Origin of the sequence: Corynebacterium sp. CNJ-954 (genome assembly GCF_001942345.1) — a bacterium.
Lineage (GTDB): Bacteria > Actinomycetota > Actinomycetes > Mycobacteriales > Mycobacteriaceae > Corynebacterium.
The window spans coordinates 214206-236743 of record NZ_MKKI01000011.1 but is presented as its reverse complement, the minus strand read 5'-3'; the positions used below and the strand labels follow the sequence as shown (position 1 = coordinate 236743).

Sequence of the window (22538 nt, the reverse complement as noted above, 5' to 3'; positions counted from 1 at the left end):
TCGAGTGTGCACGAAACGGCATGAGACCCTCCGGAGACCCTCAAGAGGGTGTCAGTGCTGGAGCAGGGGAACAGGGGAGCAGGGGAGCAGGGGAACAGGAAGAACTCTTGCCCGAACCTCCGGTGCCGGCGACTGAGCCGAAACCGAAGCGAGCAACCTACCCGCCCGAGTTCGACGAGTGGTGGCGCACCTACCCCAAGCACAAGAACGGGTCGAAGAAAGACGCCTACGCCGAATGGCGTAAGGCAACGAAGATCATCAACCCGGATGAGCTTCTTCGACTCACTGATGAGTACGCCGCCAATCCTGGCGTCTCGGACGTGGACTACTGCCCGGATGCTCACCGGTGGCTGAAGGGTCGCAAGTGGGAGACCGTCGCTGAGACTGATCACCATGTCGTCGATGCCAAGCCCCAACACACCTTCGGTACGCGCCCGGAGGACTGGTTGCAGGGGTTCGCATCGACTGAGTCAGACGACGTCCTGGAAGGGGAGGTGGTCTCATGGCCGGAGATCGAGCACTAACAGACCGCGAGAAGCTGGCCGCGACCGTCCTGGCCTTCGGGAGTCTCTGGTCCCTGACCGTTTCCCCCGGGCGACACCAGAAGCGTTGATCGCGTGGGGCATGGTCCTTGGTGAGATGCGTGTGCCGGCGGAGGTGTGGCCGGAAGCGATCGCGTGGTGGTCGATGAACTCCGCGACGGAACGGATGGCCACCCCGCGGGAGCTGAAGGAAGCGGCGCAGCACATCGTCCGGGACGTGTGGGAAACGAATCCGGAGAAGCGGCGGATCCTTGATGCTCATCGTTCAGCCCGGTTGCGGGCGCGGGAGTCACGTGGGGAGCTGCCGCCAGGCACGGCGCCCGAAGCGCCGGGGGATACGGGAATGGCTGCGCTGGAGCCCAGGAGTGACGGGACGGCGAAGCGGTGGAAGGAAATCCGGGAAGGTATCGCGCAGCGTGCGCGGGACCGTCGGATCGCAGAGCGGGAGGCTGCCGGTAGTGGCGAGCTTTTCGCGGACATGAACAAACAACCCGGGGAGTCCCCGGAGAATGAGAGCAGGTAATGGCACATTTCGCAGGAACACTGACGCTGGGCAAAGACCCGGAGCTGAAGCAGTCACAGGACGGGCGGACGACGTTCGCGAAGTTCTCCGGTGCGTGGTCGGAGTCATCGAAGGACCGGCAAGGCTCATGGGTGGCGGGTCCAACAACCTGGTTCCAGGTGACCGTGTTCGGCCGGCAGGCGCAGAACGTTGCACAGTCGCTGCACAAGGGGGACCGGGCGGTGGTGATCGGACGGTCGAAGCCGGAGCTGTGGTCTTCGCAGCAGGGGGAGCAGACGGTGCACACGATCGTGGCTGACACTGTTGCCCCGGAGTTGACGTTCGCGACGGCTCAGGTGACTAAGAATCCGAAGCAGGGTGGTGGCGGGTACGGCGGGGGTCAGCAGCAGGGCGGTTTCGGTGGTCAGCAGGGCGGGGGAGACCCGTGGAATAGCGCTCCGTCATCCAACGGATTCGACGATGGCACCCCGCCGCCTTTCTAGGCATCGAATACCCCGAACCCCTACCAGTCTCACCCAACCACGCTTCGCCGCCCACAGGGCCAGCTGGCGGGGTTTCGCATACCTACAGCAAGGACCACACACCATGACCCGCGATCCATCCAACTGCATCCACGGACACATCGGCACCCGCTACACCCCACCCAGCGGCAACCCCCGATGCTCCGCCTGCGACAAAGAACGCGAACGACGACGACGCGCAGAAGGCAAAACCATCCGGCCACCCCGACGCGAACCCCAGCCGGACATCCGCACACTGCCACCCGGCCGGGCCGAGTGGATCCAGAAAGCAGCCTGCCGACACTCGGACCCCGCAGACTTCGACATCGTCGCGAACATCTCCTCCAGCGCACTCCCGGAGGCCCGCATCACCGCCATGTGGGAACAGGGCCGCATCTGCGCCGACTGCCCCGTCGTCGCACAGTGCGCCCGCGATGCCCTCGCCGGCGCTGACATCGGCATCGTCCGTGGCGGTGTACCGATCGTCGCGAACGCGGATCTCGCATGGCGACGCATGGAACGCGCCGCACTCAAAGCCATGTCGGAGTCGGACGATCCCGCGGAGTCGCGCCGGGTGTGGAAGGTCGCTGCACACCGCACCGCGGCAAAACGACGGACAGAGAGGAGTGCCGCATGACCACCTGGACGATGCCGCTGTCGTACGACAAGCCGCCACTGACACTGAACAGTCGGATGCACTGGGCCGCGAAAGCGAAGACGGTCGCCGCCATCCGCCACGAGGCAGCCACCCGCGCCCGGTCGATGGGCATCGGGGCGCAGGACTACATCACCGTGCAGCTGCACTACCGACCCCGCGACAGGCGGATCCGCGACCGGAGCAACCTGCTCGGCACCCAGAAGCCACTACTCGACGGTCTAGTCGATGCCGGTGTCGTCCCTGACGATGACGACCGCTACGTCGACGAGCACATGCCGAAGATCCACCCACCATCACCGGAGGGCCCGGCCCTCTGGCTCACCATCACGATCGGAGACACACCATGACTCCCGCATTCGACGGACCCCGCACCATCACCCGCGACGGGGAGACCTGCACCGAATGGCACCTCATCGAGCCGAACGGATACCCGACAGTCACGCTCCGTGCCCGGGGTGGCGTGGGCTTCCTCGTCGACCACACCAGCGGAGCGGAGGTCATGGTGCTTACCTCGGAATTTGGCTCCCTCGCCGCGATGCTCACCGACGCGCAGCAGCACCTGACAGGGGGCCAGCGATGAGACACACCGTGTGTGATGTTGTCCCGTCTGGCCGGCCTGATCCCCGCGACCCGTACCGGGAGGGCGAAGTGCGCATGCCACACCCGCACTGCCCCGCGTGCCGCGCCTGGGCCGAAGAGCACGGCGCCGACTGGGACCAGGCCGCGGAGTTCTACGGGCTGCGGCTCGATGACGACGGGGAATGGGAGGAAGCCGAATGAGTCGCCAGACCTGGGAACAGATTCGACCGGAGGATATCCGCCGAGGGGACGCTATCAGCGCTGACCTTGACGCTGGCCTCCGCACCGTCGCCGTCGTGGACACGTCCTTCTCGCCCGGCCGAGGCCCGATCCGGGGAGTGTGGGCAGACCCCACCGATGGAACGTGGGAGGACACCGGCTACAGCAGTCGCCGGTACTTCAGCATCAATGGCCCGGTCAAGCGCAAGCGCAGCGAAACATCCCCGCCGCCCGACGGATGGTCCCTGACCGGTCGGATGGAGATCCCGATATGACCCGCACCCCGCACACCCGACCGATCCGCCGCCTGCCGTGGCGTGTCCGCGCCGCCCGCTGGCTCGTCGGCTGGCACATACCCCGCAACCACTAACCCCGAGAGGACACCATGACCTGGCACTACCAACGCCGCGACCCCCTGACCATGAGCGTCGATGACGCCGCAGAACTCGTCGGCATCGCACCCGACACGATCCGCCGAGCAGTGAGCCGCGGTGAGAACATCGGCTTCCCCGTCATCAAGGCGGGACGCCGGTACGTGGTCCCGAAGGCCCCACTGCTGACCATGCTGGGGGTGGACCAGTGACCCCAACCACCATCGTCCTCATTGCCGTGGTGTGGGCCGTCGTGGGGCTCACGGTCGCAGTGTGGCGACTCCGGCAGGACGTGGCCGCATGGGACGACGACCTTGAAACCGAGTCCGACCTACGACGGTCGCTGAACCGGCGTCACGTCGAGCTGACCGCACGAGTCGGCGTTCTGGAAGACGCCCGCGACACCACCGCCGACCTCGACGTGCCGCGCGTGGACGACGCCCCGGACGCGACCGACACGCCCACCACCCGACGTACCGGCCCGTGCCGCCGGACGCCCCGCGGCGGCGTCCAGCTCATCATCTGCTATTCGTCCAATCTCAGCAACGCCGATTACGGCAAGGTGTCACCCCCCCTCCCTCTCGGAAAGGGGGAAGGGAATAGATCGAAAACCCATCCGCAACTATCGTATATAAGCTTCTTTAATATTCTATATGGGGGTAGTCTCCGATTGGTAAGAATAGGGAACCCTAGCGGCGACATGCGAGAGTTGATAACTTAACCATCAGATCGCGAAAACAGCATCGTGTCACCCCTCACCCCTTTTAGGAAAAATCATGATCAAGGCTCATCGACTAACTGCTCTTGGCATGGCAGTAGTTCTGTCACTCTCTCTCGCATCTCCTGCGATGGCGTCCTCCAGTGAGGGGCATCGCGGACCTGGCAGCGCAGCAAATTCGACAAACGTTGACGATCAAGAGAAGATCTTGTCGACTGGGCACGATGGATTCGTCAGGACTGTCGAAATTGCCAATGCGGATGACCATGGCAGGTACGAGCTACGCAACCGGCTAAACCTGCTTCCCGAAGATTCCGTTGAAGTTTCTCCCGCGAAGGACAGTGTTGTCATTCGCGACTCTGAAGGCCGTGAGTTGGGTTCATTCCTCGCTCCGACTGTGGTCGTCGACGGTAAAGAGATCTCCGCCCAATTCGATTACGCTGACGGGTACCTGTCAACGTCGCTGGAATCCGCGCAGGTCCCCGTCTCACGCATGAAGGGTTGCGGTCGTGGCACCGCGGCAAAATGGATCTGGCGTGGTGCGGGAACGTTGACGTGTACTGCCGCAGGCGTCGCTACGATCGTGGGCGGGGCCGCATGCGGTCTCGCTTGGGCAGGCGCTGAAGATGCGATGAATATCGACGGTCGAGCTTGCAAGTGATTTCGCCACGATCAGTCAAAAAGGAGCCGTATCATGGCTAGAGAGAAGAAGGAATTCGACAGGAACTCTGCAATGTCTTGGCTGAAAGTTTGGCTAAGTGTTGTGGCGGGAACATTTCTGGGGTCATCAATCATCCCTGCTCTTCTTGAAAAAGTGCGTACCAATGGAACTTGGGGCGAAGCCATCGACCACGGTGGAGAGTTTCTCTTCACGCAATGGTTCCCTACCTTCTTGGTTTTTAGCGCTATTGCCTGGGGTATTGCTCTTGTCGCTTGGCGTAGGGGAAATCTGCACTGAAGACGAGGCGCACAAACGATCGCATGAGCAGAAATGGCACTGCCGTCTCATGGTAGTATCCGGCGAGAACATTCGAGACGGCGACAAGATCGACCGCGAGAGCTAGAATCACATGCAGGCCCCCAAAGGCCCCCACCGTTCATGTTTGCGGCTAGGGGGCCTTTGGCCTATTCAGAATCCCGATACGACCCCGCCCCCGCAAAGCCGGGGGCTTCACTCATTCTAGGAGACCGTATGACCGACGCGGACCTGCGCAAGGCACGACAGTGGGCAATGGACACCATCGCGGAAGCAGAAGTGGAAGACCGACACCTTGGGTACCGCCACGCCGCCTGTGTGATTCTCGCTACCGTACCCGCCCCGCCTGCGACCCTCGCCGACGAACTGCGGGAAGCGGCGAACGATCCCACTGTCTGCACGCGAGTCAGCATCGAGGTGCGCTCCCTCGCTGATCGTGTGGAAGCCGTCGAGAAAGCACTTAACGAGGCATACGCCGATCGTGACGAGGCGTACCGCAGGATACAGACACTCCTCGGTGAGCGCGGTGAGTATCTGAACGAGATGATCAGTTCGGAACGGAAGCAGGAGAAGCTGGAGGCCGAGGTGGAGAGGCTGACCAGGGAGCGAACCGTTAAGGAATCCCGAACAGTTGCCTCTGACCTGCCCGACCCCGCCGACGTGCCAGACGGTGACGTCTGGCAGGTGGAGATTCGTGGCAGACGCACGGTGGCGGTACGGAGCTGCCATTATTCAGATGAACTGGTGTGGATAGACGCCTTCTCCGGCACGGCATGGTCGGACGGCGACGTCACCCTCATCGCCCGACTGGTGCCGGACACGCGCCGGGTGATCGACCGGCCCGAGGACCTCGACAAGCTGCCCGAGGGAAGCGTGGTGCTCGATGAGGACGGCTTTCCGATATACAAAATGACCCGGCCATTCTGGCGCTCCTACCAGGAAGTCCCGGAGCTGAACGCCGCCGCTGTCATCAATACCTACGGCCCGGTGACCGTGATCCACGAACCTATGGTCGATTCAGTGCGGCGCTCGTGAGGTGCTCCCATGACACGTCGCACGCCCGCATTACCCGAAACTTGGTCGTCACCCCGTCGTGACAGATTTCCCCGTCGCACCCCTCGGTCTGGCATCGCCATGACCGGTGTGGTGGGCGTCGTGCCCCGTGATCAGAGGTGCACCACCCCAGCAGGTTCGCCTTCGCTTTGTTCCATGGGTGCCCATTGGGGCAGTGGGTGGGGCACAGTTCGTAGGCGACGGGCCGGTGGGGATCATCAGGATGGTAGTTCGAAGACATGTTCGAAACGGTATAGGAGGACGCAGACATGAAAACCCGCATCGAAGGGGCCGCGCAGACGATCAACCTCACCGACGCCAACGCCAGCCCGATGGACATGTCCCGCGCCCTGGACGCTGGCGGGCACCTCATGCCCGACCTGCCGGAACCCCTCACCGATGCGAGTGGAGATCCGTACTGGCAGGTCGGCCCCTATACCCGCGTGTGGACCGCCACTAACCCCCACGGACCGAATCACATCTACGTAGGCGACCCCTACGACGTCGAGTGCATCGCCATGTTCATCAACCTAGACCGGGCTGAACAAGCCGCACTCGCCATCCTCCGCGCCGTACAGATCGAAAGGAACCAGGAATGAGCAACGAAGCAAAGTACCGGAAGATCGCGGAGGACGAGGGTAGAAACTTCCTCACCGAGTACGAGTTCATCAACCTCGCGGAGGTCTACGACGAAGACCTGACCGAGAGTGAAATGCGACGGGTCCACGACATCATCACCCGGGAGCTGAGGATCACCCCCGCCCCGCAGGCCATCCGCACACCCGCCGAACTCGAAGCCCTCGACCCGGAGACGGTAGTGCAGCGACCACCCCAGCACCCGGGGCAGCATTCGCGGACCGAACATGCTGGTGAACTTCTCTACGTAGTCCAACGGTGGGGCACGGACAAGCACCTCCCCGCCGTGGTGGTCGCCACCGGTGAGCACGTGCGTGCCTGCCGGGAAGCACTCGAAGGAGGGGAAGCGTGAGGTACAAATATTGCTATCCGGCAATATGATGTTCATGTAACCTATGATCCATGTCACGCGATACCTGGAACGCTACAGACATCACCCCTCAAACCGGCCGCCACTACATCATCACCGGAGCCAACAGCGGACTCGGACTCATAACCGCCCGCGAACTAGCTCGAGCCGGAGCGACCATCACCATGGCCGTCCGCAACGTTGATAAGGGTAAAGTTGCAGCCGCAAAGATCGGCGGCGATGTAACCGTCGAAGAACTCGACCTCGCAGACCTCGGGTCAATACATCGCTTCGCCGACCGAACTGATCACGACATCGACGTGCTCATCAACAACGCTGGCATCATGTTCGTGCCCTACGGAAAAACAGCCGACGGCTTTGAACGACACATCGGTACCAATCACCTCGGTCACTATGCGCTCACCAACCTGCTTCTTCCCAGGATTCAGGAGAAAGTCGTGACACTGTCCTCGCAAGCCCATCGGCGAGGCACAATAGACCTCGAGGACCTGCAGTGGGAGAACCGGAAATACTCCCCCACAGGAGCATACGGGGCTTCCAAACTGGCGAATCTACTGTTCTCGCTCGAACTACAACAACGACTGACCGCCACAGGATCCGACATTGTATCGCTCTCCAGCCACCCCGGCTACAGTGCAACCAACCTACAAAGCCACTCAGAAAGCCGGCCCGCCGAGCTACTCATGAAGATCGCGAACCGGACAGTAGCGCAACCCGCCGACATGGGCGCTCTGCCGACACTGTTTGCAGCAACCGAACCGCTCCCCCCTGCTAGCTACGTCGGACCAGATGGACTATACGAGTTCCGCGGCTACCCGACGCTGGTCGGGCGATCCAAGGCCGCAAGCAACCTCGACCTTGCGGCTCACCTTTGGGAGAAGTCGGAGGACGTAACAGGAATCGGCTTCCCTCTCCAGTAGACGCTGGATGGAGCAGCACCACAGTGGCTACCCAATCAGATCGGAGATGATTCACACCGCTCTATCGTCAGGAGCCATGCACCTAACTCGTCGCCGATGAACTTGCTCTACCGAGAGACACATCGGGGCCGGGGAGGTAGTGGAGACACCGAGCATCCCGAGGGAAGATCACAATTAGGACACAGATTGTCGATACGCCAGCGCTGCGCAATGTTCGATACATACACTCAGCTAGGTATCCATGCTTCCAACATGAAAGGTCAACACCATGGGTCTCGATGACAAGATCAAGAACACTGCCGAAGATGCCACCGGAAAGGCCAAGGAGGCCGCCGGCGACGTGACCGACAACGACAAGCTCAAGGGTGAGGGCAAGGCCGACCAGGCGAAGTCCAGCGTCAAGGACGCTGCCGAGAACGCCAAGGACAAGATTTCCGAAGGCATCAACAAGATCACCGGAAACTAACCAACACGGAGGGCTTCGATGACGAACACAAGTAGCACCACCCAGGCCACGACACGGCAACGCTCGTCTGTCGGACTTGTCGTCACTACAGCGATCGTCGTTATCGTGGCCATCGCCCTGGTCATCCTGATCGGGCAAAACACTGATCAGGTCGACATCGGTTTCCTCGGCTGGGAGTTCGCTTTCCCTCTGTCCGTAGGACTGGTCGTCGCCGCGATCGGTGGAGCTATCTTCGCTTTCGCGCTATCCGGTCTCATCGCCATCCGGCGCAAGAAGCACTAGCACGGCAAAATAGACATCACGAAGAAAGGGTGTCACGTGGATTCGAACACTGTAATCCTCGCTGCCGAGTCCGCCCCACCACTGGGGTTCATCGGCTGGATCATCGTCGGCGGCCTCGCCGGCTGGATCGGTTCAAAGATCATGAAGACTGATGCCTCGATGGGCATCATCCTCAACATCGTCGTTGGCGTGATCGGCGGCTTCCTCGGAGGCTGGCTGCTCACCTTGTTCGGCGTGGATGTTGCCGGTGGCGGCATCATCTTCAGCTTCATCACCTGCCTCATCGGTGCGGTGATCCTGCTGTGGATCGTCGGGCTCGTGACCCGACGAAAGTAGCTAGACAAGGGGCATCACGACCCCCGCGCACACCCCCGCGCCAGGTAGTAGTTACAGCCTGGGACGGGGGTTTCTGCATGTAAGGACAACTCCTCGACGACCGCGACAGACAACAACCTCATCACCCCGAACCCCGCCACCGAGCGGGGTTCTTCTCATTAGGAGCCGCAAATGACTGACGAGGAACTGCACCGCATCCTCACCGACCTCACCAACCACCTCAAGGCTATGCGCGACGACCGCCACGGCTCCAGCCTCAACGCCCCGTCCGGATCCGGCAACGGCGGCAAAGCACCCAAGGGCGGAAAGCCGAAGCTACCGTGCAGCGCGGACCTGCTGAACTGGGAGGCCGAGCTGCACTTCGAACTGTCCGAACCCGCCGAGGAACTACACTCCAACTACCCAGCAGACTGCTGGCCCACACCACGCATGGACCCCACCCGAGGCACCGACAGCGTCGCCTGGGCCCAGTGGCTCAACCACCCACGACACCGACCCCTCATCCTCACCAAGGAATGGGACCTACCGCAGTGGCTGCAGGAGAAAGAATCCGAGCTGCAGCACATGCTGCACCCCACCGACCCAGCACCACTCGCGCAGAAGCCAGTGGGGGAGCGCGACCACTTCGCCACCGCCTCCCGCACAGCTACTCTGCTCCGACAGATGGGGTTCACCGTCGACCGCAAGCAGGTGTCCTACTGGGAGATTAGTGGCCGGCTGACGGGCTACCTCGAGGACGGGGAGACCGTCTACAGCCTCGTCGAAGCGCAGGCCGTCGCCGCCGAGTACCAGGACCAGCGAACTGCCTAGACGAATTCGCCGTTCATGAGTTATGATCGATGTAGTGCATAGTGACCCCCGATGGTCGGCCGCACAGGCCGATCGCCGGGGGTTTACTCATGCGCTAGGGGATTGTGGTGATCCTCGAGTGGTGTTGTGGGCGCCGGGCGACGCGTTGAGCCAATGGCTCCGCCGCCCGGTGCAAGGCACACGCCCCACGGTCGGTGCCAGCCGGTGGCACCCGCAGCACGCCTACCCGGCTCCTTCACGCGTCCTCGTCACACGCACAGCTGCGGCGCACGGGTTCAAGTCCCGGCCGATCACGACTGACCGTCACGAAGCCCAACGTAGGCCGACGGTCAGCACCGCCCCGGACGCGGGGCAGAGCTGCTAGTTTAATCGGCAAAACGCCCTCCTAGGGGGAGATGTGGGATCGAGTCCCGCGCAGCGCACAGGGAGCCTAGCCACCCATGTTGGAAGAGTGCGAGTGCACCGTACCTAGGAGTCCACCCTGGTCTGCCTCTCAGTGACGCGCCTAGTCCAGGTTCTGCCCACGGCGGGGATAGCCGTAGCCGGTAAGCGGAAACCACAGCACGGTGTGGGGGAAGCTCCGGCAATCATTGCTCCGTCGTCTAGCGGCAGGACGCCTGGTTCTGGTTCAGGTAACCGAGGTTCGAATCCTTGCGGAGCAGCGCAGGCCAGATCGGCCTATCCTGGGATCATGTGCGCGACCTACGGTCTCCAGCCTTTCTTCGATCTCCCGCCGATGGACGAGCGGGAGAACCGCCTGATGCTCGAACAGTGGATGGAGGAGCGCGGCGGCACAGCCAAGATCACCGGCAAGAAGGCGCGCAACCTGAACCCATTGATCACGGCCGACGAGAAGGGTCGTCGCGAACTCGATCTCGCATGGTGGTGGATTCACCTCGGCAACCAGCCCGCCAAGTTCTCTGCCTTCAACGCGAGGGACGACAAGTTGCTCAGCTCCCGAGTGTGGAAGGGGCCGTTCCGGGAGCACCGGGCCCTCGCTCCGGCGAACTGGTACATCGAGAAAGGCAAGCGTTTCGTCCTCCCCGAGGGGGAGACGTTCGGCATCGCGTCGATTACCACCACCGCCCAGACCGATGACGGCGACATGTTGACTTACGCTCTCGTCACCCGCGACGCCGTGAACGAAGCCGCCACCGTCCACCCTCGCATGCCGCTGATCCTGCCCCGCGATCTCCACGACGACTGGCTTGATCCAACCATCCCCGGCGACGGGGACCTCCTCGCCGAAGCAATCTCCGCATCCGAGGAACTGAGCCGCAGCGTGCACATCGTGCAGCCTGGCTCACCCGACGCGCTGTTCTAACCACGGACCTCAGCAGCCCCTCCACCCACTCCGGGTGAGAGGGGCTTACTCATGCCCCACGCCAGGAGGACAGCATGACACTCGGATACGCGATTCTCGTCCATCGCGATGATGGCTATACTCGCCTCGTTCGCAGCATGCGGCATGCCCGGCGTCTCCGCGGTCGCGCTCTGCGACGTGGGCGAACTGTGACAACGGCCTGTGTGTGTATCTGCGGCGAGCCGGTGATGAGTCCTGATGGGACCACCGCGACCCTGCAACTCCGGGCGACTGTCGATGGTGTGCCTCCGCCACCGCTCGAGGTCTACCTCCGGGATGCAGCATGACGATCATGGTCCTCGCTCCGTACCTCGTCGATGGGCATAAGGTGGCCGACGCCCATGACCTACCACATTCGTCGGTCATCACCCCACGCTCGACCGACCGAACCCGAGGGCAGTGGTTCGATGGGCTGATCGTCGTCGGTGATGCCCGGCTCAATCATCAGCAGGCAATCGATATCGCACAAGCATTCGCTCATCGACCCGACCTCGGAGAGCGCATCTGGCAACTGACCTGATGGAGGCGAGTGCTCATGCCGAGCAAGGGCTCGACGACCTCCCGAGGCCTCGGGTGGAAACACCAGCAGAACCGCGAGCGACTCCTCCGGCGCCTACGACCGGGGGAGCAGTGCTGGTGGTGCGGCCGACCCATGGACAAGACCATGCGCCTGGACGCCGACCACGGACACAGTCGCCACCACGGCGGATCAAAGGCTGACCGGTTGATGCACTCACGGTGCAACCGGCAACGCCACGAAGGCGACAACGACGACCGACGTCCTGCGCTCGACACCGCGGACGCCTTCACCCCGCGCCCTATTCAACTGCTCGACGGCACCGACGACCCCCGGTGGCCCGGGCCTACCCGCCCCCCGGACGTCCCGGTGACCAGCGGGTTCGACTGGGGTGCAGTCAGTCTCAACTGACTAAGGAAAGCTTAAGTAAGGGTACCCTGCCGAAATGTTCGGCGGGTGCCCTTCCTGACCCCGCCGCTTGGTGCAGTCAGGAACATTTTTTACACGGACCGGAAAAGTTTCGCTGACCTGCGGGAACAGGAGGCCAAAAAGTGGACGATTTGGAGTCGCTTTTCGACCTCGAGACTTTCGAGCAGGGCGGCCGTGAGCTCTTCGCCGGTCTCCAAGATGACCGTGACCCTGCCGATGTGCAGTCCCTCGTCATCGAATTGTGCCGGATTAAGGATCGTTTGGACCGCCTGCACCGTATGTCGTCGCGTGATGACACGGAATGGGGGCGTGTCATCCCTGTGATGGACAGTGACACCGAGTTCGTCCTCCAGGTGGGCGGGGTCTTACGCGAGCAACGGCAGACCGAGGTTGTCTACAAGCAGCTTATGGCAGAGATCAGCCGCAGGAGGTCGGAGTATGACGACGGCGACGCTGACGAAGAGGGAGGACTTTCCGACCTGTGAGGCCTTCCCGGCGCTCACGGGTAAGCAGACGCCTCTGAATCTGCGTGAAGCCCCCGGCGAGCACGAGCACGGTCGCAAGAACATCGAACTCGCCCGCCGCTCTGGTGTTGAGCCGATGCCGTGGCAGGAGAACGAGATCAACGCGATCAACGCAACGGGCCCTGATGGCCGGTGGGTGCACTCTGATGCGATCTTGATCTGCCCCCGGCAGAACGGGAAGTCGTTGATCGTGGCTCTCATCGTGATCTACCGGATTTTCGTGTTGGGCCAGAACGTGTTGTTCACCGCGCAGCAGTGGGAGACGGCGAAGGAGCAGTGGGAGCAGACGTGGAAGATCGTCAAGGGGCGTCGGTTCTTGATGAAGTTGCATACTGCTCACACGTGTTCGCAGGGGCGGGGAACGATCGTGCTTTCCAACGGGGGCAAGGTCGTGTTCACGACTCGTTCGCAGGATGCGGGGCGTGGCCTGACGAAGGTGGACTTGTTGATCTATGACGAGTCCTACAACCTCAGTGAGTCTGAGATGGCGGCGTTGACGTTCTTGTCGCAGGCTGCTGAGGATCCGCAGGTGTTCTTCATGTCGTCTGCGGTGCATCAGGATTTCCCGCAGCACAAGAACGGGCAGGTGTTGTCCTCGATGCGTGCTCAGGCGCTCAATGAGTGGGAGGCGGAGGATCCGTTGTACCTCGCGGAGTACGCCGCTCCGGAGGATATGGATCCGCAGGCGGAGATCACCCACCGCACGGCGAACCCGTCCTACGGGGTGATTGCGAATGCCAAGAAGATGCACAAGATCATGCGCCGCATGAACACTGAGCTGGGACGCCGGAACTTCGGTGTTGAAGCACTGGGGTGGGCGTCGTGGTTCGATGAGACGGACGTAGACGAGCATCAGCCTGTTATCTCCGATGACGCGGTCAACAAGGTCATGACCTCCGGGCCGGTCACGATGGGCTACACCGTCTTGGCCATCGATGCTGCACCTGATCGCACCGCTGTGTCCGTCTCTGCCGGCGGTAGGACCAAGGATGGGGTGCACGGCATTGTCGGTTGGCGCGGAGACATGAGTGAGCCCGCTGTCGTCGCTGCTGTGCTCTCTGCTGTGGGGGAGACGACGCAAGCTGTGCTGATTGACCCCAAGTCCGCCGCTGCCGTGTTCATTGACCCGCTCGAGCGGGCAGGCCTGGAAATCACACAGATGAAGTGGAACCAGGTGTCCGGATCCTGCTCGGCGTTCCTGCAGGGCATCGACGATCGCCAGTACACCCTCAGCGAGGACGCGAAGCTGCGCGATGAGATCAACGTCGTCACCCTGCGCGAGGGCAAGGAGGGCGGCGTGATGTGGGAACGCTACTCCGGCGAGGTCAGTGGATTGACCTCGGTGGGCATGGCGATGTGGGGCGTCCAGCAGTTCGCCCCGCTGCCGAAGAAACCCCGCGGCGCGAAGACCTCAGTCGGCATCGATGCCGACGATAGCCCGGTCTCCGCCATCCGGTTCTGAAAAGGAGGTGCACGCCTGTGACCGAACAGGGACACGCCGTCTACGACGAAACATCTGTCGTCGCCGAATCCAACTGGGAACTGCGCTACCCGTTCTCACTGCGCCCGTACTCCCGGATGGGCCGCGAGGATTCCCAGGTCCGATCTGTGCTCAAGGCTGTGAAGCTGCCCATCCAGCGCACCACTTGGCGCCTGGATCCTCACGGAGCGGATGAGGAGATCGTGCGTCAGGTCGCCGAGGATCTACGTCTACCGATCATTGGCGACGACGCGTTCGACCCCTCCGAGCGTACCGGTGGCCATGCCTCGTGGAGCAAGCACCTGCACTGGGTGCTCAAGCAGCTCGACTTCGGACACGCCTTCTTTGAGGCCGTGTACAAGACCGATGAGACCACGGGCCGCGATCGGTTGCACAAGATCGCCTACCGACCGCCGGAGACGATCACGAAGATCAACGTCGCGGACGACGGTGGGTTGGAGTCCATAGAGCAGTCTGCTCCGGCCGGTCGCAAGAACAATGGTCGACCGATCGTCCTGCCGGTGTCCAACCTGCTGGCGTATGTTCACGATCCGGAGGACACCTCCTGGACTGGATCCAGCGTGCTGCGGGCTGCGTACAAGCACTGGGTCCTCAAGGACACGTTCATGCGGCTTGAGGCGAACGTTCTCGACCGCAACGGCATGGGCATACCCACCATCACCGCCTCAAGCGCAGAGGACCCCCACGAGGTTGACGAGAACGCCAAGCTCGCCGCCAGCATCCGCTCGGGCAAGACCGCCGGGCTCTCATTGAAGAACGGCGCAAAGGCTGAACTGATGGGAGTCTCCGGTCAGATCGTCAATCCGCGCACCGCGATCGACTACCACGATTCGCAGATCGCCCGATCCGTCCTCGCGCACTTCCTGAACCTGGACGGCGGCGGAGGCTCCTACGCCCTGGCCGACGTGCAGGCACAGACGTTCACCGACTCGCTGCAGACCATCGCCGAGGACATCGCAGACACCGCGAACCAGTTCCTCGTCGAACGGATGGTGAACCTCGGATTCGACCGTGATCACGGGCCCTACCCGCGCATCACCTTCGACCCGATCGGTTCGAAGAAGGAACTCACCGCTGAAGCGATGGCCGCGTTGATCAACGCCGGGCTGTTCATCCCTGATGCGGACCTCGAAGCCGAGTGGCGCCGACGCTACGGCCTGCCACCGAAGAAGCCCCTGAGCCAGGCGAAGAAGGACAACCCGAATCTTGGCAAGCCCGACCCCGCGGAATTGAAGACGCTCGTCGACGCGATGGCCGTGCTTGTCGAGAAGGGATTCACGACAGAGCAGGCCCTCGCCGCCGTGGGGCTGAACCCCATCGCCCCGGCGGGAGTCCCACCCGATGGGCTTCCGCCAGGGGCCCCACCACCCACACAGGAGGTGCACCGTGAATGAGCTGCTGATCTACGGCGAAATCGGTTGGGAGGTCAACCCCACCGAAGTCGCCCGCATCCTCGGCGAGATGGAGGGTGACCTCACCGTCCGGGTCAACAGTCCTGGCGGCGACGTCCACGACGGCCACGCGATCATGAACACCCTGCGCGGCTACCCGGGCACCGTCACCGTCATCATCGAAGGACTCGCAGCCTCCGCCGCGTCCTACATCGCCATCGGCGGTGCGGACCGGGTCATCATCCGCCCCTCGGCAGAGCTGATGATCCACGATGCGTGGACCTACGCCGACGGCAACGCCGCAGCGATGGAGAAGGTCCTCGCCGACCTCAACCGCATCTCGACCACCATGTCGGAGATCTACTCCGCCAAGGCCGGCGGCACCCCCGACGAGTGGCGCGACATCATGCGCGCCGAGACCTGGTACACCGCCGCCGAAGCCCTCGACGCCGGACTGGTCGATGCCGTCGAGGATGCCCGAGCCGTCGCCGCCGCGGTCATGCCTCGCGCCGGGATCATGGCGAATTTCCGCTACTCAGGTCGCCGGGACGCCCCGGCGCCAAAAACCCACCGCCCCACGGGGCGCAAAAGGAAGGAGGGCGGCATGTCCGCTCTTACTGATCTGGCCCGCGACCTGGGCCAGCCCGAAACCAAGGTCAAGTCAGCGCTCGCCCGCTTCTTCGCCGAAGAGCTGCAGGTGACCTCGACGGTGGAGGTCACCTACCCGGAGGACAGCACCGTCGTGCCGACCGGCTCCGCGACGATCACCCCGGTTGGTGAAGTCCCCTCGGGGCTGACCTTCGCCATCGACACCACCCCGGACGGCTGGACCGCCGAGGTTGACGAAGCCACCGGCGTCCTCAACGTCACCGCCCCCTCCGGTGCGGAGCCTGACGACGAGGTCGAAGTCACCGTCACCGCCACTGGCACCGAGGCCGTCACCCTCACCGCGGCGATCACCGTCAAGGCCGCCGCCGGCGAAGGCGACGAGCCCGGAACCGGCACCGGAGACCCGGTCGTCCCGGGGGCAGACACGCTCACCTCCGTGATCGACTCCTCCCGGCTCGCTGAGTTGGAGGAGGCCGCAGCCTACGGCTGGAAGGCCATGGAGCGCGACCGCGAGGACAAGGCCAAGGCCTTCGCCGAGAACGCGTTCCGGGACAACAAAATCGGCGCCGCCGCCCGCAAGCGTTGGGCTGCCGCGTGGGTCAACGACCGCGAGGACGCCGAAGCCCGCATGGCACAGATCCCGTCGGGAACCGTGCACCGCGGGGAGGACGGACATGCCCGCACCGACTCCGACACTGTCGCCACGGCGGAGTCCGAACGAGATGAGCGGGTCCGCCGCTCCCTAACCCGATAGGAGAACCCATCCCATGAGCGCCATCAACATCGTCTTCCACCACGGCCCGCAGACCTTCAAGGTCGCCGAGAAGGTCACCGGTGGACAGGTCCTCGCCCTCAACAACGACGGCCTCGCAGTCGTCGCTGCCGCAGACGCAGAGTCGGTGATCGGCATCGCCCACACCGACGCCGCACCCCGTCAGAAGGAGTACGCCTCCCTGCAGGCTGTCCCGCTGCCGGAATTCGTCGGCGCGGTCTACGCACCGGCCGCCGTGTGGCTTGAAACCACCGGCACCGTCACCCTCGGCGGCGCCGTCGGCGTCGCAGGCGCCGGCAAGGTCAAGGCCCACTCCGCCGGCGCCGTCGTCGGCAAGGTCACCGAAATCAAGGGCTCCCGGGCCCTGGTCCGCCTCGCGGTCTAACCCCACAGAAAGAAGGTCACGGTATGACTACCCCCATCACCGTCGGCGGATTCTCCGACAACCCGACGGCCACCGTCGAGGAGATCCTCGGCGCCCCCAAGGTCCTCAACCAGGACATCTACGACTACATCAAGGAATACGATGTCGTCGCAGACCTGTTCACCGACGCCGGCCCGAACTCCGGCTCCATCGCCTTCACCGAGAACGTCGCCCAGTTCTCCGAGGACGGACTCGCCGACGTCGCCGAGTTCGCTGAGATCCCGACGACCCGCGTCCAGACCGGCGAGAAGAAGGTCATCTTCGCCCAGAAGACCGGTCGCGCACTGGAGATCTCCTACGAGCAGCGCGACGACAACAAGCTCTACGATGTGCAGAACGCCATCAGCCAGCTGAAGAACCGCGTCGTTCGCCAGAACTCGCGATCCCTCCTGCGCTCCGTGCAGGAATCGGACATCCCCGACATGGCCGCCGCCGCAGCATGGGGCGCCACCGGCGGCGACCCCGTCAGTGAAACCGCCGCCGCCATCGACTCCTTCGCCGAACAGCTCGACATCGACGGCAACGAGGCCGCCCTCATCTTCGAGCCCGACACCCTCGTCCTGCCCTCCGGCATGCTCGGCGCCTTCTCTTCCTCCGACTCCGTGTGGAAGCACTACGCCGCAGGCACCCTCGCCCCGGACAACGCCGCGGTCACCGGCAAGGTCTACGACAAGTTCATGGGCCTCAACGTCGTCATCCCGAAGTGGTGGCCCGTCAAGGACGCCCTGGTCTGCCAGGCCAAGGACCTCGCGTTCTACTCCGACTCCCGACCACTGACCGTCTCCGGACCGATCGACGTCCCGACCAACGAGTACTTCCGGACCCAGGTCACCCAGCGCCGCATCGTCGGCGTACACAACCCGACCGCCGGGATCTGGATCAAGGGGGTCAAGGCCTAATGCGCATCGTCCTGACACGACCGGCGCTCAAGCGCCGTGACTCCTCGGGGCGCATCCACATCCACCAGCACGGTGACATTCTCAACCTCGACGACACCGAAGCCCAGCGCCTGCTGGAACTCAGCATCGCCGAACCGTACGCCGAGCAGGATGACGCCCCCAACACCGATGCCGCAGACAACAGCACCGCGGACGACGAGGATACCGACTCACCCTCTGACGAGGACGAGGACACCTCCGACTCCGACAGCACGTCGTCCCGTCCATCCCCAGCGATGAACCGCAAGGCCTGGGACGACTACGCCCGCTCCGTCGGCGTGGATCCCACCAAGTTCAAGAGCAAGCCGGAGCTCATCGCCGCACTTCCGTAAGAGGGGAGAACATCGCATGCTTGTCGACCCCGACACGTTCTTCACCCTCTTTCCACGCCCGCTGAGCACTGCCGAGAAGACCAGGGCCACGGCCCTTCTGGAAGAAGCCGAGTCCATTCTCGTGGATGCCTTCGCCCGTCGTCACCGCTCGCTGCCACTCGACATTGAGACAGTGCCATGGCTGGCTGGTGAAGCGTCCCGCGTCATCCGCGAAATGGTCTCCGCTGTGATGATCGTCGGCACCGACGCCGGAAGAATCTCCGGCTCTGTAACAGCCGGACAGGTCTCCGAGTCCGGAACCTGGGCTGACCCTGGTGCTACATCCTGGGGCCAGCTTGTGCTTACCGACGCCCAGAAGACACGCCTCGGCCTTGCTGCCGATGGCACCTCACAGGGGTACTTCCCGTCGCCGCCGCGCTACCCGGAACGGAAGGCCCGATGATCTGGCAAACACCCCTGCGGGTGGTCAAGGCCGGTCGCGAGCCTGACCCCTACAACCCCAAGGGCGGGAAGCTCACCCTCGACCCCGACAACGGCGCCACCCTTCAGGACGAAGAATTCCTCGTCGAATGCCAGCCCGTTGAACTCGCTGAGGACACTGCAGCAGGCACCCGGGTTCACACCCGCACCTCCTGGCAGGTCATCACCCGCCCCGGGGCTCATATCGATGGACTGGACGCCACCGACGGTGTCCTGGTCGATGGCATCGACGGTGTGCTCGAAATCGTGGGCGAAATCGGACGAGTGAACCACGACCGCCTGGGTCACGACGAGTTCACCGTCACCCGATGGGAAGGCTGACACATGGCAGATACTGCACTCTCCGCTGACGACATCTTCGCTCTTGCCAACAACACCCCAGAGGTAAAACTCGGTGTCAAGAAGCAGGCCGCGAAGATCGCTGCACGAACGCGCAAAGAACTCGCCCGCGCCGGCGTCGACGCTAGCGTATCGATTCGGGATCATCCCCTGTCCAGCGGCCGCACATCTGTGGATGTGGTTGTCGACGCCCCTGACGGGACCGAACGCATTGCCGGACGGATATTGCGCCGTGCCGGCAGAGAGGGCAGGGGCAGATGAACGATACAGATATTCTCCTGCAGACCATCAACGTCCTCAGTGAAGCACTGCCCGGCATCTGGGTTGCTGACCAGCTTCCCCCTGCCAAGGACATGGATGACAACCTCCCCTGCGTCATCGTTGACATCCTGCCCGGTGCCACCAAGAGCACCGCGTGGGGTGGTGACGGTTTTCCTGTACGTCTCGACGAGGTCGGACTCGACATCGAGGTGTTCGCCCAATCCAGGGGACAGGCCACACCACTGGCGGAGAAGGTACGCGCACTGCTCTACCAGCTTCCGCATATCGCGGGCACGGATGTCACTGCGGTCGATTGCCCCGTCTTCGCTACCCGTGAGGATCTCAACCCGCGGGTGAAAGTGCTCGGCGCCGAAGCGTCGCTGGATAAGCACTCGTAAACACTCCCATTCATTTAGCAACCCCACAGGAGCCTCCTGTGGGGTTTATTCGATCCACGAGGAGGATCATCATGGCTGATCAGACCATGCTCCAGGGCACCAACCGCGAAGCGGTACGCGTCGCTCTCACCGGCGCGGTGCGTACCGCACCGGTCGGCACCCCCATCGTCGGCACCGACGAGAGCTACAACACCGAGGTTCACCGCCAGGAGGGCTACCTGAGCCCCGATGGCGTCGAGGTGTCGTTCGACGAGAACCGTCAGGACTTCATTCCGTGGCAGGAAGCCTCCGCCATCCGCACGGACATCATCGAGGCGACGACCGCGATCGCCTACACGATGTGGGAGACCGGCCCGGGCAAGCTCGCCGAATACCTCGGTGTGCCCCAGTCCGAGATCGAGGACCTCGCCCATGGTGGTGTCGGTTTCTTCACCGGTGGCCTGCCGGAGTTCGACAACCTGCAGACCATCATCGACATGTTCGATAAGGGCAAGCACCAGCGCACGACGTTCCTGCAGACCCAGATCGCTGAGCGCGGCAGCATCACGATGAACAAGGAGGGCGTCTACGGCCTCCAGGTGACCCGCAACGTGTACCCGGCAGGCCCGGAGTACGCCACGGTCGCTCCGGAGGCTGTGGGCAAGACCGCGTGGTGGGAGTTCAACAAGAACTGGAAGGACGCTTCCCAGATCTCCACCGGCACTGACGGCACCACGCCGCTGTCCATCGCTTCGGGTGCGGTTCCCAGCGGAACTGTCGGCACCGCCTACAGCCACTCGTTCGTCGCCGCTGGTGGCATGTCGCCGTACACCTGGACTGTCTCTGCCGGGGAGCTGCCAGCCGGGCTGTCTCTCGCCGCCGACGGCACGGTATCCGGCACTCCGACTGCTGCCGGCACCGAGGGACTCACCGTCCGGGTCGCCGATGCGAACGGACTGTTCGCCACGCGTGCCCTGGAGATGACCGTGGACCCCGAGTAGCCGTGCCTGGCACGACCCTCTACCCGGGCACGGCTACCTACCCCACAGGAGGATGACCTATGGCATTCACCGAGCGCACCGACTGGGTCGATGATCCGGACGCGCCACCGTCGAAACCGGGCATGACCCCGATCCGGGCGCAGGATGTCCGACGCTGGGAAGCCGGTATCTCCGAGGCGCACCGTCTCGCCGAGGACGCGCAGACAGCGGCGGAAGCCAAGTCGGACTCCGGTCACAAGCACCCGGCGTCCGACATCACCGGCACGCTGGCCGCCGGGCAGATTCCCACGCTGGCTCAGTCGAAGATCACCGGGCTGACGTCGGCCCTTGAGAGCAAGCAGCCGTCGGGGGACTACATCACCCGGGATGACCACGAGTCAGCTATCGCCGCTCTGCAGTCGCAGATCGACTCGCTGTCGACTGCCGAACCCGGCGGCGTGTAGCGCCCAGCAACTCCGGAACGGGGGCGCGGGAACCCTTGTCAGGTCCTCGCCCGCGTCCCCACTCTATTTCACCTGCGTAAGCGGACCTGACACCCAAACTTCTATAGGAGGACCTGACATGGCCAATTCCAACCTCAACCTCACCGAACTGCTGGCTCAGCGCGCTGAAGCCACAGGCGTGGAGGAGGGCCGCGCTCCCTTCGACTTCGTCGCCACCGACGGACCGAAGAAGGGCGAAACCCTGACTTTCACCGTCCGCGACTCGATGTTCTTCACCGACGACGATTACGACGAGCTCAACGAGATCAGCGAGGACAACAACATCGAGGATGTTGCCGCGTTCTGGATGGGCGATGACGAGTGGGATCGCTTCGTGGAAGCCGGCGGCACCCCGCGCATGATCGTGCTGATCGTTCAGCGCAAGGCCGAACTCGAGCAGGGGACTGACGCCAACGGTCGCCCTACACGGCGCAATCGCTCGCAGCGGCGTGCGGCGGGCCGGAAGCGCTAGAAGCTGCACTCGAGCGGTTCTATCACCGCGACGTGATGGCGGAGTACTGGCGCGGGGACATCACCCTGCGAAAACTCCGCGTACTCACAGAGGGCCTGCCCCAGTCCGGACCACACACGAAGGCCGCGACCAACGGCATTGAGTACAGCTACACCGATTCGATGCTGTGGATCCTGATCTGGGCGACGTGGGTCAACACCGTCACCACAGCGAAAGCAGCCGGTGACAAGAAGGCGAAAATGCCTGCCGACAAAATGCCGACCTACCCGTGGACGAAACCTGAAAAGTCCGGTGGTCAAGGCATTTCCGGCGATCTGGGGGATTACGACCAGGACGAGGTCCTGGACTGGCTCGACAACCTGTAGGA

At 63.4% G+C, this 22538-nt stretch carries 38 protein-coding genes and 2 tRNA genes; all 40 read left to right on the top strand.

Annotation, left to right across the window (positions count from 1 at the left end):
* Nucleotides 1-107 precede the first annotated feature (107 nt).
* The 40 genes from BJF89_RS05765 (at nucleotide 108) to BJF89_RS05590 (ending at nucleotide 22536) form a co-directional block, all read left to right on the top strand.
* Nucleotides 108-524, top strand: a complete 417-nt coding sequence (locus BJF89_RS05765) for a hypothetical protein (RefSeq protein ID WP_139311900.1) — start codon at nucleotides 108-110, stop codon at nucleotides 522-524.
* 100 nt (nucleotides 525-624) lie between these two features.
* Nucleotides 625-1065: a hypothetical protein gene (locus BJF89_RS05760; protein ID WP_139311899.1), complete on the top strand. Its 441-nt coding sequence runs from the start codon at nucleotides 625-627 to the stop codon at nucleotides 1063-1065.
* Entirely contained in the window at nucleotides 1065-1547 is a 483-nt protein-coding gene (locus tag BJF89_RS05755) for a single-stranded DNA-binding protein (protein ID WP_075813037.1), read from the top strand. The genes BJF89_RS05760 and BJF89_RS05755 overlap by 1 nt, the downstream gene beginning before the upstream one ends.
* A gap of 103 nt (nucleotides 1548-1650) precedes the next feature.
* Nucleotides 1651-2202: a WhiB family transcriptional regulator gene (locus BJF89_RS05750; protein ID WP_075813035.1), complete on the top strand. Its 552-nt coding sequence runs from the start codon at nucleotides 1651-1653 to the stop codon at nucleotides 2200-2202.
* Nucleotides 2199-2570: a hypothetical protein gene (locus tag BJF89_RS05745; protein ID WP_075813033.1), complete on the top strand. Its 372-nt coding sequence runs from the start codon at nucleotides 2199-2201 to the stop codon at nucleotides 2568-2570. Before BJF89_RS05750 ends, BJF89_RS05745 begins: the two co-directional genes overlap by 4 nt.
* A complete protein-coding gene (locus tag BJF89_RS05740) occupies nucleotides 2567-2803 on the top strand; it encodes a hypothetical protein (RefSeq protein WP_075813031.1) in 237 nt (78 codons plus the stop codon). Before BJF89_RS05745 ends, BJF89_RS05740 begins: the two co-directional genes overlap by 4 nt.
* Complete coding sequence (locus BJF89_RS18470; RefSeq protein ID WP_139311898.1) at nucleotides 2800-3003, top strand: hypothetical protein; 204 nt, start codon at nucleotides 2800-2802, stop codon at nucleotides 3001-3003. The genes BJF89_RS05740 and BJF89_RS18470 overlap by 4 nt, the downstream gene beginning before the upstream one ends.
* The gene (locus BJF89_RS05735) at nucleotides 3000-3296 is read left to right on the top strand and encodes a hypothetical protein (protein ID WP_075813029.1); all 297 of its coding nucleotides are present in this window, start codon (nucleotides 3000-3002) and stop codon (nucleotides 3294-3296) included. The genes BJF89_RS18470 and BJF89_RS05735 overlap by 4 nt, the downstream gene beginning before the upstream one ends.
* A gap of 110 nt (nucleotides 3297-3406) precedes the next feature.
* Nucleotides 3407-3604: a helix-turn-helix domain-containing protein gene (locus BJF89_RS05730; RefSeq protein WP_075813027.1), complete on the top strand. Its 198-nt coding sequence runs from the start codon at nucleotides 3407-3409 to the stop codon at nucleotides 3602-3604.
* The gene (locus BJF89_RS05725; protein ID WP_075813025.1) at nucleotides 3601-4113 is read left to right on the top strand and encodes a hypothetical protein; all 513 of its coding nucleotides are present in this window, start codon (nucleotides 3601-3603) and stop codon (nucleotides 4111-4113) included. Before BJF89_RS05730 ends, BJF89_RS05725 begins: the two co-directional genes overlap by 4 nt.
* A gap of 55 nt (nucleotides 4114-4168) precedes the next feature.
* Nucleotides 4169-4771: a hypothetical protein gene (locus BJF89_RS18465; RefSeq protein WP_139311897.1), complete on the top strand. Its 603-nt coding sequence runs from the start codon at nucleotides 4169-4171 to the stop codon at nucleotides 4769-4771.
* A 33-nt stretch (nucleotides 4772-4804) separates the two neighbouring features.
* Nucleotides 4805-5068: a hypothetical protein gene (locus BJF89_RS18460; protein WP_139311896.1), complete on the top strand. Its 264-nt coding sequence runs from the start codon at nucleotides 4805-4807 to the stop codon at nucleotides 5066-5068.
* Between the two features lie 234 nt (nucleotides 5069-5302).
* Nucleotides 5303-6121, top strand: coding sequence for a hypothetical protein (locus tag BJF89_RS05715; protein ID WP_075813021.1), 819 nt, complete (start codon nucleotides 5303-5305; stop codon nucleotides 6119-6121).
* 287 nt (nucleotides 6122-6408) lie between these two features.
* A complete protein-coding gene (locus tag BJF89_RS05710) occupies nucleotides 6409-6738 on the top strand; it encodes a hypothetical protein (RefSeq protein ID WP_075813019.1) in 330 nt (109 codons plus the stop codon).
* Nucleotides 6735-7127, top strand: a complete 393-nt coding sequence (locus BJF89_RS05705) for a hypothetical protein (RefSeq protein ID WP_075813017.1) — start codon at nucleotides 6735-6737, stop codon at nucleotides 7125-7127. Before BJF89_RS05710 ends, BJF89_RS05705 begins: the two co-directional genes overlap by 4 nt.
* A 50-nt stretch (nucleotides 7128-7177) precedes the next feature.
* Nucleotides 7178-8065: an oxidoreductase gene (locus tag BJF89_RS05700; RefSeq protein WP_075813015.1), complete on the top strand. Its 888-nt coding sequence runs from the start codon at nucleotides 7178-7180 to the stop codon at nucleotides 8063-8065.
* A 268-nt stretch (nucleotides 8066-8333) separates the two neighbouring features.
* On the top strand, nucleotides 8334-8531 hold the full coding sequence (locus BJF89_RS05695; RefSeq protein ID WP_075813013.1) for a CsbD family protein: 198 nt from the start codon (nucleotides 8334-8336) through the stop codon (nucleotides 8529-8531).
* Nucleotides 8532-8549: 18 nt separating this feature from the next.
* Complete coding sequence (locus BJF89_RS05690) at nucleotides 8550-8813, top strand: lipopolysaccharide assembly protein LapA domain-containing protein (protein WP_075813011.1); 264 nt, start codon at nucleotides 8550-8552, stop codon at nucleotides 8811-8813.
* Between the two features lie 36 nt (nucleotides 8814-8849).
* Nucleotides 8850-9149, top strand: a complete 300-nt coding sequence (locus BJF89_RS05685; protein ID WP_075813009.1) for a GlsB/YeaQ/YmgE family stress response membrane protein — start codon at nucleotides 8850-8852, stop codon at nucleotides 9147-9149.
* A 171-nt stretch (nucleotides 9150-9320) separates the two neighbouring features.
* A complete protein-coding gene (locus BJF89_RS05680; RefSeq protein WP_075813006.1) occupies nucleotides 9321-9959 on the top strand; it encodes a hypothetical protein in 639 nt (212 codons plus the stop codon).
* A gap of 356 nt (nucleotides 9960-10315) precedes the next feature.
* Nucleotides 10316-10381 (top strand) — tRNA-OTHER (locus BJF89_RS18840).
* Between the two features lie 169 nt (nucleotides 10382-10550).
* A tRNA-Gln gene (locus BJF89_RS05675) sits at nucleotides 10551-10621 on the top strand.
* A 29-nt stretch (nucleotides 10622-10650) separates the two neighbouring features.
* Nucleotides 10651-11283, top strand: coding sequence for an SOS response-associated peptidase family protein (locus BJF89_RS05670; protein ID WP_075813004.1), 633 nt, complete (start codon nucleotides 10651-10653; stop codon nucleotides 11281-11283).
* A 322-nt stretch (nucleotides 11284-11605) separates the two neighbouring features.
* Nucleotides 11606-11842, top strand: a complete 237-nt coding sequence (locus BJF89_RS05665) for a hypothetical protein (protein WP_075813002.1) — start codon at nucleotides 11606-11608, stop codon at nucleotides 11840-11842.
* A gap of 132 nt (nucleotides 11843-11974) precedes the next feature.
* Nucleotides 11975-12250, top strand: coding sequence for a hypothetical protein (locus tag BJF89_RS18985; RefSeq protein WP_075813000.1), 276 nt, complete (start codon nucleotides 11975-11977; stop codon nucleotides 12248-12250).
* A 140-nt stretch (nucleotides 12251-12390) separates the two neighbouring features.
* Nucleotides 12391-12753 (top strand): hypothetical protein, encoded by a 363-nt coding sequence (locus BJF89_RS05655; RefSeq protein WP_075812998.1) that lies wholly within the window; start codon nucleotides 12391-12393, stop codon nucleotides 12751-12753.
* Nucleotides 12707-14254, top strand: coding sequence for a terminase large subunit (locus BJF89_RS05650; RefSeq protein ID WP_075812996.1), 1548 nt, complete (start codon nucleotides 12707-12709; stop codon nucleotides 14252-14254). Before BJF89_RS05655 ends, BJF89_RS05650 begins: the two co-directional genes overlap by 47 nt.
* A 17-nt stretch (nucleotides 14255-14271) precedes the next feature.
* On the top strand, nucleotides 14272-15687 hold the full coding sequence (locus BJF89_RS05645) for a DUF935 family protein (protein WP_075812994.1): 1416 nt from the start codon (nucleotides 14272-14274) through the stop codon (nucleotides 15685-15687).
* Nucleotides 15680-17047: a head maturation protease, ClpP-related gene (locus BJF89_RS05640; RefSeq protein ID WP_075812992.1), complete on the top strand. Its 1368-nt coding sequence runs from the start codon at nucleotides 15680-15682 to the stop codon at nucleotides 17045-17047. The genes BJF89_RS05645 and BJF89_RS05640 overlap by 8 nt, the downstream gene beginning before the upstream one ends.
* Nucleotides 17048-17060: 13 nt before the next feature.
* Nucleotides 17061-17450 carry a hypothetical protein gene (locus BJF89_RS05635; RefSeq protein WP_075812990.1) on the top strand — a complete coding sequence of 130 codons (390 nt, stop codon included), beginning with the start codon at nucleotides 17061-17063 and terminating at the stop codon, nucleotides 17448-17450.
* 23 nt (nucleotides 17451-17473) lie between these two features.
* On the top strand, nucleotides 17474-18388 hold the full coding sequence (locus BJF89_RS05630; protein ID WP_075812988.1) for a hypothetical protein: 915 nt from the start codon (nucleotides 17474-17476) through the stop codon (nucleotides 18386-18388).
* Nucleotides 18388-18759 carry a hypothetical protein gene (locus tag BJF89_RS05625; protein ID WP_075812986.1) on the top strand — a complete coding sequence of 124 codons (372 nt, stop codon included), beginning with the start codon at nucleotides 18388-18390 and terminating at the stop codon, nucleotides 18757-18759. The genes BJF89_RS05630 and BJF89_RS05625 overlap by 1 nt, the downstream gene beginning before the upstream one ends.
* A 16-nt stretch (nucleotides 18760-18775) precedes the next feature.
* Nucleotides 18776-19201, top strand: coding sequence for a Gp19/Gp15/Gp42 family protein (locus BJF89_RS05620; RefSeq protein ID WP_075812984.1), 426 nt, complete (start codon nucleotides 18776-18778; stop codon nucleotides 19199-19201).
* On the top strand, nucleotides 19198-19560 hold the full coding sequence (locus BJF89_RS05615; RefSeq protein ID WP_075812982.1) for a hypothetical protein: 363 nt from the start codon (nucleotides 19198-19200) through the stop codon (nucleotides 19558-19560). The genes BJF89_RS05620 and BJF89_RS05615 overlap by 4 nt, the downstream gene beginning before the upstream one ends.
* A 3-nt stretch (nucleotides 19561-19563) precedes the next feature.
* Nucleotides 19564-19839 carry a hypothetical protein gene (locus BJF89_RS18455; protein ID WP_139311895.1) on the top strand — a complete coding sequence of 92 codons (276 nt, stop codon included), beginning with the start codon at nucleotides 19564-19566 and terminating at the stop codon, nucleotides 19837-19839.
* Nucleotides 19836-20237, top strand: a complete 402-nt coding sequence (locus BJF89_RS05610) for a hypothetical protein (protein WP_075812980.1) — start codon at nucleotides 19836-19838, stop codon at nucleotides 20235-20237. The genes BJF89_RS18455 and BJF89_RS05610 overlap by 4 nt, the downstream gene beginning before the upstream one ends.
* 71 nt (nucleotides 20238-20308) lie before the next feature.
* Nucleotides 20309-21217, top strand: coding sequence for an Ig domain-containing protein (locus tag BJF89_RS05605; protein WP_075812978.1), 909 nt, complete (start codon nucleotides 20309-20311; stop codon nucleotides 21215-21217).
* 59 nt (nucleotides 21218-21276) lie between these two features.
* The gene (locus BJF89_RS05600; RefSeq protein ID WP_075812976.1) at nucleotides 21277-21660 is read left to right on the top strand and encodes a hypothetical protein; all 384 of its coding nucleotides are present in this window, start codon (nucleotides 21277-21279) and stop codon (nucleotides 21658-21660) included.
* Between the two features lie 118 nt (nucleotides 21661-21778).
* Nucleotides 21779-22171, top strand: coding sequence for a hypothetical protein (locus tag BJF89_RS05595; protein ID WP_075812974.1), 393 nt, complete (start codon nucleotides 21779-21781; stop codon nucleotides 22169-22171).
* 35 nt (nucleotides 22172-22206) lie between these two features.
* On the top strand, nucleotides 22207-22536 hold the full coding sequence (locus BJF89_RS05590) for a hypothetical protein (RefSeq protein WP_075812972.1): 330 nt from the start codon (nucleotides 22207-22209) through the stop codon (nucleotides 22534-22536).
* The last annotated feature ends 2 nt before the right edge of the window (nucleotides 22537-22538 follow it).

What these genes read in the sequence shown, in the direction of transcription:
- BJF89_RS05760 (WP_139311899.1), top strand. Translation starts at nt 625, where the DNA reads ATGGTCCTTGGTGAGATGCGTGTGCCGGCGGAGGTGTGGCCGGAAGCG.
- BJF89_RS05755 (WP_075813037.1), top strand. Translation starts at nt 1,065, where the DNA reads ATGGCACATTTCGCAGGAACACTGACGCTGGGCAAAGACCCGGAGCTG.
- BJF89_RS05750 (WP_075813035.1), top strand. Translation starts at nt 1,651, where the DNA reads ATGACCCGCGATCCATCCAACTGCATCCACGGACACATCGGCACCCGC.
- BJF89_RS05745 (WP_075813033.1), top strand. Translation starts at nt 2,199, where the DNA reads ATGACCACCTGGACGATGCCGCTGTCGTACGACAAGCCGCCACTGACA.
- BJF89_RS05740 (WP_075813031.1), top strand. Translation starts at nt 2,567, where the DNA reads ATGACTCCCGCATTCGACGGACCCCGCACCATCACCCGCGACGGGGAG.
- BJF89_RS18470 (WP_139311898.1), top strand. Translation starts at nt 2,800, where the DNA reads ATGAGACACACCGTGTGTGATGTTGTCCCGTCTGGCCGGCCTGATCCC.
- BJF89_RS05735 (WP_075813029.1), top strand. Translation starts at nt 3,000, where the DNA reads ATGAGTCGCCAGACCTGGGAACAGATTCGACCGGAGGATATCCGCCGA.
- BJF89_RS05730 (WP_075813027.1), top strand. Translation starts at nt 3,407, where the DNA reads ATGACCTGGCACTACCAACGCCGCGACCCCCTGACCATGAGCGTCGAT.
- BJF89_RS18465 (WP_139311897.1), top strand. Translation starts at nt 4,169, where the DNA reads ATGATCAAGGCTCATCGACTAACTGCTCTTGGCATGGCAGTAGTTCTG.
- BJF89_RS18460 (WP_139311896.1), top strand. Translation starts at nt 4,805, where the DNA reads ATGGCTAGAGAGAAGAAGGAATTCGACAGGAACTCTGCAATGTCTTGG.
- BJF89_RS05715 (WP_075813021.1), top strand. Translation starts at nt 5,303, where the DNA reads ATGACCGACGCGGACCTGCGCAAGGCACGACAGTGGGCAATGGACACC.
- BJF89_RS05710 (WP_075813019.1), top strand. Translation starts at nt 6,409, where the DNA reads ATGAAAACCCGCATCGAAGGGGCCGCGCAGACGATCAACCTCACCGAC.
- BJF89_RS05705 (WP_075813017.1), top strand. Translation starts at nt 6,735, where the DNA reads ATGAGCAACGAAGCAAAGTACCGGAAGATCGCGGAGGACGAGGGTAGA.
- BJF89_RS05700 (WP_075813015.1), top strand. Translation starts at nt 7,178, where the DNA reads ATGTCACGCGATACCTGGAACGCTACAGACATCACCCCTCAAACCGGC.
- BJF89_RS05695 (WP_075813013.1), top strand. Translation starts at nt 8,334, where the DNA reads ATGGGTCTCGATGACAAGATCAAGAACACTGCCGAAGATGCCACCGGA.
- BJF89_RS05690 (WP_075813011.1), top strand. Translation starts at nt 8,550, where the DNA reads ATGACGAACACAAGTAGCACCACCCAGGCCACGACACGGCAACGCTCG.
- BJF89_RS05680 (WP_075813006.1), top strand. Translation starts at nt 9,321, where the DNA reads ATGACTGACGAGGAACTGCACCGCATCCTCACCGACCTCACCAACCAC.
- BJF89_RS05670 (WP_075813004.1), top strand. Translation starts at nt 10,651, where the DNA reads ATGTGCGCGACCTACGGTCTCCAGCCTTTCTTCGATCTCCCGCCGATG.
- BJF89_RS05665 (WP_075813002.1), top strand. Translation starts at nt 11,606, where the DNA reads ATGACGATCATGGTCCTCGCTCCGTACCTCGTCGATGGGCATAAGGTG.
- BJF89_RS18985 (WP_075813000.1), top strand. Translation starts at nt 11,975, where the DNA reads ATGGACAAGACCATGCGCCTGGACGCCGACCACGGACACAGTCGCCAC.
- BJF89_RS05650 (WP_075812996.1), top strand. Translation starts at nt 12,707, where the DNA reads ATGACGACGGCGACGCTGACGAAGAGGGAGGACTTTCCGACCTGTGAG.
- BJF89_RS05635 (WP_075812990.1), top strand. Translation starts at nt 17,061, where the DNA reads ATGAGCGCCATCAACATCGTCTTCCACCACGGCCCGCAGACCTTCAAG.
- BJF89_RS05630 (WP_075812988.1), top strand. Translation starts at nt 17,474, where the DNA reads ATGACTACCCCCATCACCGTCGGCGGATTCTCCGACAACCCGACGGCC.
- BJF89_RS05625 (WP_075812986.1), top strand. Translation starts at nt 18,388, where the DNA reads ATGCGCATCGTCCTGACACGACCGGCGCTCAAGCGCCGTGACTCCTCG.
- BJF89_RS05620 (WP_075812984.1), top strand. Translation starts at nt 18,776, where the DNA reads ATGCTTGTCGACCCCGACACGTTCTTCACCCTCTTTCCACGCCCGCTG.
- BJF89_RS05615 (WP_075812982.1), top strand. Translation starts at nt 19,198, where the DNA reads ATGATCTGGCAAACACCCCTGCGGGTGGTCAAGGCCGGTCGCGAGCCT.
- BJF89_RS18455 (WP_139311895.1), top strand. Translation starts at nt 19,564, where the DNA reads ATGGCAGATACTGCACTCTCCGCTGACGACATCTTCGCTCTTGCCAAC.
- BJF89_RS05610 (WP_075812980.1), top strand. Translation starts at nt 19,836, where the DNA reads ATGAACGATACAGATATTCTCCTGCAGACCATCAACGTCCTCAGTGAA.
- BJF89_RS05605 (WP_075812978.1), top strand. Translation starts at nt 20,309, where the DNA reads ATGGCTGATCAGACCATGCTCCAGGGCACCAACCGCGAAGCGGTACGC.
- BJF89_RS05600 (WP_075812976.1), top strand. Translation starts at nt 21,277, where the DNA reads ATGGCATTCACCGAGCGCACCGACTGGGTCGATGATCCGGACGCGCCA.
- BJF89_RS05595 (WP_075812974.1), top strand. Translation starts at nt 21,779, where the DNA reads ATGGCCAATTCCAACCTCAACCTCACCGAACTGCTGGCTCAGCGCGCT.
- BJF89_RS05590 (WP_075812972.1), top strand. Translation starts at nt 22,207, where the DNA reads ATGGCGGAGTACTGGCGCGGGGACATCACCCTGCGAAAACTCCGCGTA.